Source organism: Mesorhizobium sp. STM 4661 (genome assembly GCF_000359125.1).
In the GTDB taxonomy this organism is placed as follows: domain Bacteria; phylum Pseudomonadota; class Alphaproteobacteria; order Rhizobiales; family Rhizobiaceae; genus Mesorhizobium.
Window position 1 is genome coordinate 1 of record NZ_CAAF010000082.1, and the last position, 12032, is coordinate 12032.

The 12032-nt window shown below is 62.6% G+C and carries 10 protein-coding genes and 1 pseudogene; 9 read left to right on the forward strand and 2 right to left on the reverse strand.

Annotation, left to right across the window (positions count from 1 at the left end; translation table 11 throughout):
* Positions 1-167 precede the first annotated feature (167 nt).
* Positions 168-1130 (reverse strand): AraC family transcriptional regulator, encoded by a 963-nt coding sequence (locus MESS4_RS27340; RefSeq protein ID WP_006338424.1) that lies wholly within the window; start codon positions 1128-1130, stop codon positions 168-170.
* Positions 1131-1344: 214 nt separating this feature from the next.
* On the opposite strand from MESS4_RS27340, the gene MESS4_RS27345 reads away from it, so the two are divergent.
* The 6 genes and pseudogenes from MESS4_RS27345 (at position 1345) to MESS4_RS27370 (ending at position 8024) form a co-directional block, all read left to right on the forward strand.
* A complete protein-coding gene (locus tag MESS4_RS27345) occupies positions 1345-2115 on the forward strand; it encodes an alpha/beta hydrolase (RefSeq protein ID WP_006338426.1) in 771 nt (256 codons plus the stop codon).
* Between the two features lie 150 nt (positions 2116-2265).
* Positions 2266-3125: pseudogene (locus MESS4_RS27350) on the forward strand (alpha/beta hydrolase).
* A 68-nt stretch (positions 3126-3193) separates the two neighbouring features.
* Positions 3194-3688: a DUF302 domain-containing protein gene (locus tag MESS4_RS27355; RefSeq protein ID WP_006338429.1), complete on the forward strand. Its 495-nt coding sequence runs from the start codon at positions 3194-3196 to the stop codon at positions 3686-3688.
* Positions 3689-4285: 597 nt separating this feature from the next.
* Positions 4286-5902, forward strand: a complete 1617-nt coding sequence (locus tag MESS4_RS27360) for a GMC family oxidoreductase N-terminal domain-containing protein (RefSeq protein WP_006338436.1) — start codon at positions 4286-4288, stop codon at positions 5900-5902.
* Complete coding sequence (locus MESS4_RS27365; RefSeq protein WP_006338437.1) at positions 5899-7110, forward strand: mandelate racemase/muconate lactonizing enzyme family protein; 1212 nt, start codon at positions 5899-5901, stop codon at positions 7108-7110. Before MESS4_RS27360 ends, MESS4_RS27365 begins: the two co-directional genes overlap by 4 nt.
* The gene (locus MESS4_RS27370; protein WP_006338438.1) at positions 7107-8024 is read left to right on the forward strand and encodes an NAD(P)-dependent oxidoreductase; all 918 of its coding nucleotides are present in this window, start codon (positions 7107-7109) and stop codon (positions 8022-8024) included. Before MESS4_RS27365 ends, MESS4_RS27370 begins: the two co-directional genes overlap by 4 nt.
* Positions 8025-8094: 70 nt before the next feature.
* On the opposite strand, the gene MESS4_RS27375 is transcribed toward MESS4_RS27370, so the two are convergent.
* Positions 8095-9033, reverse strand: coding sequence for a diacylglycerol kinase family protein (locus MESS4_RS27375; RefSeq protein ID WP_006338440.1), 939 nt, complete (start codon positions 9031-9033; stop codon positions 8095-8097).
* 720 nt (positions 9034-9753) lie between these two features.
* Between MESS4_RS27375 and MESS4_RS27380 the strand changes: the two genes are divergently transcribed.
* The 3 genes from MESS4_RS27380 (at position 9754) to MESS4_RS27390 (ending at position 11976) form a co-directional block, all read left to right on the forward strand.
* Positions 9754-10188, forward strand: a complete 435-nt coding sequence (locus MESS4_RS27380; RefSeq protein WP_006338441.1) for a hypothetical protein — start codon at positions 9754-9756, stop codon at positions 10186-10188.
* Between the two features lie 6 nt (positions 10189-10194).
* On the forward strand, positions 10195-11325 hold the full coding sequence (locus MESS4_RS27385) for a hypothetical protein (RefSeq protein ID WP_006338442.1): 1131 nt from the start codon (positions 10195-10197) through the stop codon (positions 11323-11325).
* A 129-nt stretch (positions 11326-11454) separates the two neighbouring features.
* Complete coding sequence (locus MESS4_RS27390; RefSeq protein ID WP_006338444.1) at positions 11455-11976, forward strand: hypothetical protein; 522 nt, start codon at positions 11455-11457, stop codon at positions 11974-11976.
* The last annotated feature ends 56 nt before the right edge of the window (positions 11977-12032 follow it).

The window sequence follows — 12032 nt, forward strand, 5'->3', positions numbered from 1 at the left end:
AGATGGCAACCTCGCGAAAGCAGTCGTCGCGCTTGTGATCAAGCCAAAACTCGACGACAGTTCAAGTCTCTCCGGCGCGCCATTTGTGAACAAAACTGGGCACTCCTGCCGGAGCCGCCCCGCCGCCCGCCCATCGCCAGGCCTTCCAGAAGCCAGCTTGGTCGAGGTCAATCGGCGACTACTGCTTCCAGAACGCCCCCTTGCCTACGGCCACCGTCAGACCGGCGAACTGCTCGATAACGGCCAGGCGATAGGCCATGATGTCGATGGAACAGCTTCGAAAACGCGGCCGCGGTCTCGTAGCCGACACGGGTCGCAATCCGTGCAATCCCCTCGTCGCTTGTTTCGAGCAGAAACGCGGCCTCCGACATCCGGCGTGCGATCAGATAGCGGTACATGGACTCGCCGACGAGCTTGGTGAAGCGAGCCGAAAACGCCGAACGACCAAGTCCCACGCTTTGCCCGAGGCCGCCAAGCGTCCAGGGCCGATCCGGTCGTTCGTGGATCAACTGAAGTGCCGGTCCTATGTGCGGGTCCGCCATCGCCCCCAGCCACCCGCCTTCTCCGGGGCCGAGCGACTTGATCCAGCTTCGCAACACCTCCACGAAGAGCACTTCAGTCAGACGTGAGAGCGCGACGCCTTGTCCGGGACGCTCGAACGCCGCCTCGCTCACCATGCGTTGCAGAATCGCCTCGAGCCATCCTCCGTCTTCCGTCGGCTTCAGGAGAAGCACGGGCGGAAGCAATTCCAAAACGCTACCGCGCGAGGGCCGTGCTACAGTGAAATTACCACAGATCATCGTCGCGAGCGGCTGCTCGCCGCCTCCGTGACGAACGAGGCCAAGACGCCCGGCTAGTCGATCGATATCGAGAATCGGTAACGGCTCCGTCCGGCTATCCGAGTAGATCACATGGGGCTCGCCACGCGTGACGACAACAAAGTCGCCCTCGGTCAAGTGGAGCTCTCGTCCCTGTTCGAGCGCGAGGGTAGCCGAGCCACGGCTGAGATAGTGGAACAGGGCGTAGGGGCGCTTTGGCAACGCGAGGTTCCAGGGATGGCCGAGCTCGAAGTGGAACAGCAAGGTTCCGCCAAGGCGAACGCGATCGAGCACTTCAGCGAGGATGTCCATGCCACTGACGTTAATCCTCCGGACGGTCAGACACAACATTCGGACGATTGTGCCCTAGCGTCCGCAGCCTTCGCGGACGATCTCATGTCACAGCGGCCCGATGCGTCGTGCGGTCATCCATTTCGCAAAACGGCAGATGGAAGAACCGCGGCTTCGCACAGACGGCTGCCCATCCCCGGACGCGCGTCGTCCGTCATCCCAACAGGAGCAATCAATGCGAAATCTTCTACTTTCAGTCGCCACAGTCCTCATGGCCGGAGCAACAATTGCCGCACCAGCCCAATCGGCTCAACTGCCCAAGGGGGCGGCTCGCAATATCGTGCTCGTCCATGGCGCTTTCGTCGACCAGACAAGCTGGAAGCCTGTTGCCGATATCCTCACGAAGAAGGGCTACAACGTAACGCTCGTTGAAAATCCGCTCACCTCCCTCGAAGCGGACGTTGATGCCACCAAACAGGCGCTCGCGAAACAAAACGGCAAGACCGTTCTCGTTGGCCACTCCTGGGGCGGCGTTGTCATCACGCAAGCAGGTGACGATCCGAAGGTCTCGGCGCTCGTCTATGTCTCCGCATTCGCGCCCGACATAGGACAATCCCTGGCCACCCTGGCAAAGAGCGGTCCGGCAACCGAAGGCGGCGCGGCGATTCATCCCGACGAAAAGGGCGACCTCTACATCGATCCCAAAGTGTTTCCTTCGGCAGTCGCGGCTGACCTTCCTCCGGAGATCGCCGAATCCTTGGCAAGCCATCAGCTCCCGTTGAACCACACGGCGTTCGAGGCTCCCGTCGATAAGGCAGCTTGGTACGACAAGCCGACGTTCTATGTGATCAGCACGAAGGACAAGGTCATCGCACCCGAGGTCCAGAAGATGTTCGCCAACAGGATGAAGGCCCAGACGACGGAGGTCGCCGGCAGCCACGCTTCCCTCGTCGTCCACGCGAAGGAAGTCGCCGCGGTGATTGAAAAGGCCGCACTCGTGAAGTGACGATACCGCTCCCGGCACTTTCGTGCCGGGAGCACCACGCGTGCTCGGCGGGACTACGGAATGCCTTGGACCGCGAGCGGCTCAGACCTAGCCAAAACCGCAACAGCTACTCCCATTCGATTATTTTATGCCAAGCATCCGGAGGATGACATGACTGAACTCGACACCGCGAGCCAGGACGCCGCCACGCTAGAAACGGCGCCCACCCGTTACATCGAAGGCAGCGGAATCCGTTTCGCCTATCGCCGCCTCGGCCCATCGACCGGAACGGCTCTGGTTCTCCTACAGCATTTCTCGGGCAACATCGACGCGTGGGACCCCGCCGTCGTGAATGTTCTGGCCGCCGATCGACCGGTGATCGCTTTCGATAACGCTGGGGTCGGCCGCTCGACAGGCCAAACGCCCGACAATATCGCGGCGATGGCCCGAGACGCGGTCGCTTTTATCAAACTGCTCGGACTCTCCGAAGTCGACCTTCTGGGCTTTTCCCTCGGCGGCTGCGTCGCCCAGCAGATCGCTGCCGAGCACCGACGGCTGGTCCGCAAGCTAATCCTCGTCGGCACCGCTCCGAAAGGCGGAGAGGAACACCTGTTGACGGTTCTCCAGGACGCGTTTTCCCAAACCGAGGCGCCGGACCTCCGCCTGCCGCTATTCTTTACGAAGTCTTCCACCAGCCAGTCGGCCGGCCTGCGTTCCTGAAGCGGGCGAAGGTGCGTAAGGAAGATCGGGACACCGACAACGGCGGCGCGGTGACGGATCCGCAGGCCAAGGCGCTTATTACTTGGTGCGCCACACCTGATCCCGAGCACGCCATTCTGCGCGCCATCCGCCAGCCCGCCCTTGTGGTCAGCGGCAGCCACGACACCATGCTGCCGGCGGACAACGCCTACGCAATGTTCAAGGCTCTAAGCAACGCCCAGCTGGTCCTCTATCCCGATTCCGGCCACGGCGCCCTATTTCAGTACCACGAATTGTTCGTCAGCCACGTCCGGACCTTCCTGGAAGCGTAGTCGGCGGTTGCATAATCCCGGCGCGATCGGTCGCACCTTTATTCTTGAGAGCTGTTGCGGAGAAAGAAATGACAATCGCAAAGGTCGAGGTTGAGCGTTTCAGCCTGACGTGTTCCAAACCATTCGACGCCGTTGTGGCCGCGCTCAAGTCAGCGGTCGGGCAACCTGACATGGTCGAATTTTTCCAGGCGACGAGCGCTGCAAATTCCTTCTCGGATTTGGAGCGAGTTGTGCAAAACGGCCTAGGCCGCACAGGTCTCATGCTTTTCGCGGAATTCGACTTGGGCGCCATTCTGCGCCGCGAAACTGGACGAGACACTCCTAAGAGCATGCGGTTTTTGGTCGGCAATCCACTCATAATGAAAGAAATGGTCAAGCACGTTCCCGATGCTGGATCTTACGCCCCAGTCACAGTCCTTCTCGATCAACGGCCCGATGGCGTGCATGTCTCCTATGACAAAATGGAGAGTTATCTGCTCTCTTATGGTAGTTTGGAGGCTCTTGCTGTCGCACGCAATCTTGATGCGAAAATCACAACCTTGTTACGCGAATGCGCAAGCTAAACTCTCGTGATGACGCTTCAGACGGATGGAAGTGAGAGTCCGTCCCGAAAACGCATGACTTTTCGCGATGCGGCGGATGGGAACGATGGCAGCGACGGCGTTGAGGAAAGCGGTCGCCGAAGCGATGGTGGGCTCGGCATCCTTCCGGGTCGTGCGGAGCGGCTCGGTACGGTATCGCTTCGAGAGACGGTGACAGCCCCGCGAGCAAGCGCGTTCCGTCTGGGCGGCACCACTTGCGTCACGACGCGACCTGCGCTTTCCCCTAGCGAGCTCGCTAGCTCGGTCGAACTCACCCGCAGGCGCGGCAGCAGCCATTCTTTGGCGCATTGAATGAACGGCTGCTTTTGGGCGCGGCGACCACCACTTCGAACGACCGGCATTAGGCGCTATGCGGTCGTTCGCGGTAGGGGAACGAACGTCGCCAACGGGTCAGGGCTTACCTCCTCCGAGCGAAGGGCAGAGAAGGGTCGGAAGTTGAAATTCAAACTGAATACCGCCGGTCGCTTTTTTCACAACCGATGCCGGAAGGCACGGCGACTTGGGAAGCCCGCCGCGTTTAGGCTGCGGCCAAATTTTCCGGAGCCGCCCGCAGCCATCATGCAAAGTTTTGACTTCATCATTGTCGGCTCCGGCTCGGCCGGCTCGGTCCTGGCGGACAAACTGTCGGCCTCCGGCCGCTTCTCCGTTCTGGTGCTCGAGGCCGGCGGCACCGACCGCCGCTTCTACGTGCAGATGCCGCTCGGCTACGGCAAGACCTTCTTTGACCCGGCGGTCAACTGGAACTACAAGGCCGAGGCGGACCCCGGCCTTGGCGGCAATGCCGACCACTGGCCACGCGGCAAATTGCTTGGCGGCTCGAGCTCGATCAACGCCATGGTCTGGATCAGGGGCGCGCGCGAGGATTTCGACGCTTGGGCGGCCGCCGGCAATCCCGGCTGGGGTTACGACGATCTCCTGCCGGCTTTCAAGGCGCTGGAAGACAATGAGGCCGGCGCCGACCGCTGGCGCGGCACCGGCGGGCCGCTGCACATCACCGACTGCTCGAATTCGGTCCACCCGCTGACCAGGCGCTATCTCGCCGCCGGTCAGCAGGCAGGCCTGCCGCTCAATCCTGATTTCAACGGCGCATCGCAGGAAGGCGTCGGCATCTACCAGATCTCCACCAGGAATGGCCGCCGCATGTCGGCCGCGCGCGCCTTCCTGCGCCCGGCGATGAAGCGCAAAAACGTCCGCGTCGAGATGAATGCGCTGGTCACCAGGATCCTGTTCGAGGGCAAGCGCGCCGTCGGTGTCGAATACGTCCAGAACGGCGCAACGAAGACCGTCCGCGCCGGACGCGAAGTGATCCTGTCGGGCGGTTCGGTCAACTCGCCGCAACTGCTGCAACTGTCCGGCATCGGCCCCTCGGCGCTGCTCAAGGGGCTGGGCATTCCGATTGTTCATGCCAACGAGAATGTCGGCGCAAACCTGCAGGACCATGTCGGCATCAACTACACGTATCGGGGCAGACTGCCGACGCTCAACCAGATCCTGCGACCCTGGTGGGGCAAGCTGCTGGTCGGCATGCAATATATCCTGACGCAGTCCGGCCCGCTGTCGCTGTCGATGAACAATGCCGGCGGTTTCTTTCGCACCGACCCGGCCACGACACGCCCCAACATGCAGCTCTACTTCCAGGCCTTCTCGACGGTCATTCCGAAGAGCGGCGAGCGCCCGATCCTGACGCCCGATCCGTGGCCCGGCTTTTCCATCGGCCTGTCCAATTGCCGCCCATCCAGCCGTGGTGAGATCATGATCCGTTCCAGCAATCCGCGTGATTATCCCAAGATTACTGCCAACGCCTATTCCACCAATGCCGATGTCGATGAAATGCTCGCGGCGGTGAAGTTCGTGCGCAAGATCGCCTCGATGCCGGCCATGGCCGAGATCATCGAGGAGGAGGTTCTGCCCGGTCCATCAATCACGTCCGACGCCGACCTGATCACGGATTTCAGGAAGCGCTCGGGCACCGTTTATCACCCGGTCTCGACCTGCCGCATGGGCCCTGACCCCACACGCTCGGTCGTCGATCCGCGCCTCAAAGTGCACGGCCTTGAAGGTTTGCGCGTCATCGACGCCTCGATCTTTCCCGACAATATCACCGGCAACACCAACGCCGCCTCGATCATGACCGGATGGAAGGGCGCCGAACTGGTTCTGGAGGACCAAAAATGAAAATCACCGACGTCAAGACCTGGGTTGTCGGCAACCCGCCGCCCGGCATCGGCGGCAAATATTTCATCTTCGTCAAGCTCACCACCGATGGCGGCGTGGTCGGCTATGGCGAAGCCTACAACGCGACCTTCTCCGGCCATGTCACCGCAAAAATGATCGAGGACATGGCCGAGCGTTATCTCATCGGCCGCGACCCGCACGATATCGAGAACTTCTTCCGCCGCGCCTATTCGTCCGGTTTTACCCAGCGCCCCGATGTTTCCGGCATGGGCTGCTTTTCAGCGCTCGAAATAGCCTGCTGGGACATCATCGGCAAGGAAGCCAACAAGCCGGTCTACAAGCTGCTCGGCGGCCAGGTGCATGAAACGCTGCGCTCCTACACCTACCTCTATCCGCACACCGGAAGCGTCCACTCCGAGGACGCGCGCGGCAAGAATGTCTACAACGATCCCGACATGGCCGCCGCCTGCGCGCTCGAATATGTCGAGCAGGGCTTCAATGCGGTCAAGCTCGACCCGGCCGGCCCCTACACCGCCTTCGACGGCCATCAGCCGCGCCTTGTCGACATCGACCTTTCCGCCCGCATGATCAAGGCGATCCGCGAGGCGGTTGGCACCCGCGCCGACATCCTGTTCGGCACCCACGGCCAGTTCACCGCGTCGGGCGCGCTGCGCCTGGCGCGCGCCATCGAGCCCTACGATCCGCTGTGGTTCGAGGAACCGGTGCCGCCGGATATGCCCGAAGTGATGGCGCAGGTCGCTCGCGGGACGTCGATCCCGATCGCCACCGGCGAGCGGCTGACGACCAAATTCGAATTCGCCCGTGTCATCGAGAACCGCGCCGCGACCATTCTGCAGCCGGACCTCGGCCGCTCCGGCGGCATTCTCGAGACCAAGAAGATCGCCGCCATGGCTGAGGCCTACCACATCCAGGTCGCGCCGCACTGCTATTGCGGGCCGATCGTCGGCGCCGCCAACATCCAGCTCGCGGTGACGCTGCCCAACTTCCTCATTCTGGAATCGCTGAAGCAATGGGACGGCTTCCACGAGAAGCTATTGATGAAGAAGATCGAATGGCAGGACGGTAACGTCATTCCGTCCAAGGAGCCCGGCCTCGGCGTCGAGCTCGATGAGGCCGTCTGCGAGGCGCATCCCTGGAACGGCAAGGAATTGCATCTGCAGATGATGCAGACGCCGTTGATGCCGTGAGCGAAAGCTACGCCTTCATCGGCCTTGGCCACCTCGGCGGTCACCTCGCCGCCAGCCTGATCCGCAATGGCTTTGCCGTCACCGTCTTCGATCGCGACCCCGCCGCCGTCGAACGCCTCGTGGCGCTCGGGGCCACCGCCGCGAACAGCCCGGCCGAAGCCGGGGCGCGGGCCGGCAACGCCATAACCTGCCTGCCGTCGCCGAAGGTCAGCGAAGCGGTGCTGGCCGACGCCGACGGGCTGCTTGAAGGCCTGCCCACGGGTGGCAGTTGGATCGAAATGTCGACCAACGGCCGCGACGAGATTGTGCGGCTCGCGGCACTCGCCTCGGCGAAGAACATCGAGACATTGGAATGTCCGGTCACAGGCGGCGTGCATCTGGCGGCCGCCGGAAAAATCACCGCGCTGGTCGGTGGCGATGCGGCGCTCTACGAACGCCACCGCCCGGCCATCGAGGCGATGTGCGAAAAATCGTTCCTGATGGGTCCGGTCGGCTCGGCGGCGGTGATCAAGGTGATCACCAATATGCTGGCCTTCATCCATCTCGTCGCGGCCGGCGAGGCATTGATGCTGGCCAGGAAAGGCGGACTCGATCTCGCCCAGTCCTATCACGCAATCGTCGCCTCCTCCGGCAACAGCTTCGTCCATGAGACCGAAAGCCAGCTCGTGCTGAACGGCTCCTACGACATCGGCTTCACCATGGACCTGGCGCTGAAGGACCTCGGCTTCGCGCTCGCCATGGGCGAGGATTTCGGTGTGCCGCTCGACCTCGCCTCACGCGTCAACGCGATTTTCCAGCAAGGCAAGGAGACCTATGGCGGGGGTGCCTGGTCAAGCCAGATCGTCAAACTGCTCGAGGATGCAGTCGGCACTGAGCTGCGCGCGCCCGGTTTCCCGGCCAAGCTCGAAATGTAACCGGCAAATTTTAGCCAGCTACTTCAGCTGCTTAGCTGCTCCCGTGGAATCAGCCTCTGAGGCAGTTGATTCAACACCTCAACGTGAGCGCACCCGGGAGGATCTCGAAAGTTGCCGGTATGCGCCCCGGCGACTCGCCGTCTATGTCGACCAGAGCGCCGTTCTTTTCCACGTCGCCGAGCGGTTCGACAACCACTTTCTTGCCGCGCAGTATGGTGATCGCCGGATGGTTGCGATGCCGCCCGCCATAGAGCAGGCGGATGTCCCAGATCAGTCTAAGCTTGCCGGCCGCGCGCAGGATGACGATGTCGAACTGACCATCATCCAGCTCGGCGTCCGGCGCGATCATCATGCCCCCGCCGAAGAATTTTCCGTTGGCCACCGCCACCAGCGCCATGCGCGCCTCGACCGGGACGCCGTCGTCGACGGTGATCCTGACGTCCTGGAAACGGTAGCGGATGAATTCGACCACGGTGCGCCAAAAGAACAGCGCCTTGGCCGATACCTTGCCCTTGCGCTTGTCGGCGTTGACAGCGCGATCGGTGGCGCCAGAGAGGCCGAGGCTGGCGATGTTGATGAAATGGCGGCTGGCCAACGCGCCGTGATCGTCGATGTAGCAGATGCGCCCGGCATCGACCTTGCGGGCCTTGGCCCCGGCAATGCGCTTCAGCGTCAAGTCGACCTCGCCCGACAGGCCGAGCCCGCGGGCGAAATCGATGCCCGTGCCGCAAGGCAAGAGGCCGAGCTCGGCCGTCCGGCCGTGTTCCTGAAACGCCTGCAGCAGCCCGTCGGCCGTTTCGCTGGCCGTGCCGTCGCCGCCCGCCGCGATCACCAGTTCGAAACCGCTGGCGGCGAGGTCGAGCGCCAGCCTTTCGGCGTCGCCCTCGGCTTGCGTCTCGCGCAATTCGAAATCGCCGAAATGCTTTTTCAGCGAAGCACTGACTTCGGGCCAATGCCGTTTCAGCCGGCCGCCACCGGCAATCGGATTGAGCACCACCCCGACCTTCAACGCCGTCCTCCGCAAAGGCCTGGAGCAGACCGCCCATCCTTTGCCGGCATTGAACCCCGCACCGCCCGGCAGAGCAAGGGTCAGGTGCCCAATTGCGAGGGCCAGGCTGTCGAAGGCAGCTCGCTTCAAAATTCCGGGGCCAATGAAATCAGTCCCCGATAACCCCGCTATCCACAGGGCCGCGGGCATTCCGCAAACCCCTTACCCGGCGTACATTGAACCCATCTCAGGCGGCTACCGATCGCCACGCCGAAAGGCAAAGCGAATGGCGGATTTCCTGAGGCCCGTACGGCCCGGAACGAGAGCAGGCTTGCCTGTTTCGAGGGACGGAAGCCGAGACCTACGGGGCCGCGGAAAGCGTGCGAACGCCTACGGCGGACCGATGCTGCCATGAAGGACGGCAAAAACCTTCGATGGCGCGCTGGACGAAGCTCGCAAGAGTGAAGGCCGGCGTGGTCCCGAACGGGCACTGCCCTCGGGTGGTGACTGGCAGGACCGTCAACATCAAGGCCGGCATGGCGCGACGTCTTTGCGGAAGTTGCTGCCGCGACCGTGTCCTGATCTGACAGGGAGGCGCTGGGAGAAATCCCGGCGCCGACTGTCTTTTCGGTCGGGCATCCACGACCTGGCATCCCCACAATTTCTACGGTCTTTCCGGTTGGGGCTGCAACCGGCGCCAAGATCGGCTAACGTTCAGCGTCATCTGGAGGGGGATGCTTCATGACGTTGATCCAGAAGCTTGCCATTGCGTACGCATTCCTGTTCTTCGGCGTTGTCGCCATCGGCTACATACCGGCATTCAACGACGCCAATGGCAATCTGTTCGGCCTGTTTTCGCTGCAATGGTACGATGACCTTCTGCACGCATTTTCCGGCGTTTGGGCGCGGGCCGCCGCTTTCATCTCGCGCCACCAGGCGGTGTTCTATTTCAAGCTGCTCGGCTCGATCTATCTGTTCGACGGACTGCTCGGCCTGATCACCGGTTCAGGCTGCCTCGACGCCGGCATCTTCATCAACGGCTTCCGCTCCCTGAACGACGTTGAATTCCCGGCCCGTTTCTTCGCCAACCTGCCGCACCTCGTCATCGGCGGCTTCGCCGTCTATGTCGGCTTCGGGCTGTCGAAGCGCGTGCACGACCATTTCGCCACGGCCTGAGCGGCCATGTTCCTGCTCCGCTGGCTGAAACGCATCATCAAGACGATCCTCTGGCTGGTCGTCATCGTCGTGCTTATCCCGATCGCCGGGCTGGCCTATGGCTTTCTCACCACGTCGTCGCTGGACACCGCACTTTTGCCGGGCGTCGCCGACGGCGCTCCGCCCAAGACGCTGGCCGACAAGGTGCGCGCCGAAATCCCCGGCTACCAGCGGCCGGAGGAATCGACCTTCCTCACCTATCCGGAATGGGCGATCGTCCACGCCGCCCGCGACTATGCCGGCTTCGTCGACAAGAACCAGCCCAGCGGCTTTCCCTATTGGTCCTATGTCGGCCGCTTCTGGCAGGATTATGCGATGGTCATCCGCGCCAGCTCCGACTACAAATTCAACCTCGCCAACCATCAGATGCTGGTGATCACCGGCACCAGCCATACGATCGAGCATGCCATCCAATGGGTCTATGAGAACACGGTCGGCCGCATCACCGAGGCGACATCAGGCAAGCGGACCGCGGCCGACATCTATCAGGCCAAGGTGGCGGCCGAGTATGCAGGGTTTCTCGACCAGGTGCCGTGGTATGAGTTTCCCTATGCCGAAAAGCGCGTCGGCCTGTTTGCCGTCGAGCCGGCACCGGGCGATGGTGCCGTCCGCACCAGCGAACGCAAGCTGGCCTTCGGCCTCGCCGATACGATCAAGCAGGGCTATGCCGACCTGATCAGCCGAGCGGTCGCCGCCACCTCCGACCCGGCCATGCTCGACATTCACGTCTGGGCCAAAGGCCCGGTCGGCGAAGCGACACGCAACGAGCCGGACACCTTGCTCGAGCGCGACTACGGCGCCGACGGCACGATCTTCGTCACCAGGCGCTACCAGGTGTTCACCGACATGATCCCGCGCCTGATCGACAAGGGCGTCTCCTTCGTTGAGATCGGCGGCAATGACGAGATCATGGTCACCATGCTTTCCAATGACGAGATCGCCGTTCCCGACGGCGCCCGCACCTTGTTCAGCTATGAGATCCCGGCCGAGCCGGCCACGCGCCGCGCCGGTCTGACCGTCGCTGTACGCAAGCTGCACACCGTGCTGCCGGCGCTGATGAAGGCAGGCGCCAGGCTCGAGCACGTCTACGATTACTGAGGCTTTTCGGTCACAGCCGTCATCCCGGGAAACCTTGCGTAACGCTTCGCCACGCTCATTCCACAATCGCGGCCAAATCCCGCCTTGTTCCACGCCGATTGGTAACGTGGAACCTGAAGGGACAAGACCGTGATCAAGACCGCCCTTGTCGCCATGACCATCGTCGGCTGCGACTGCGACGCCAAGCTTTGCGAATATATCGGCGAGACGCCAGCCAAGTGGTCGACCATCGCCGATTGCGAAGCGGCGATGAAAAGCCAGATGCTGCACGAGCGCAATTTCAATTATCCGCTGGTCTCCGGCATCTGCCGCGCGAAGGGCTCGTCGTCTTCCTCGCAATTGGCCGAGACGGCGTCCCGACCGGAACTGAAGCCCGCCAGCCGGGCCGTTCAACCCGAAAGCCCGCTGCCGCCGGAATTGAGCCACCGGCCGAGCGTCCCGGTCGGCTCGCCGACGACGGCCACGGAGGCGGCCGCCGCCCGGCCCGTCGCCTATGAACAAGTGGTCGACGGCGGAACCGGCGTGCTCTATCGCACAAGGAATGGCTATGCCGTGGTCAAGACCGATCTTGGCCGTGCCGCTTCGGCAACCGCCGACATGGCGAAACGCTCCGCGAACTGGCTGGCGGCGAAAATGCCGAGCGGCTTGTAAGCCGCTTTCAGACGATCAAGGGGCAGCGCCATACTTGTGCGATAGGCAACTGCAGC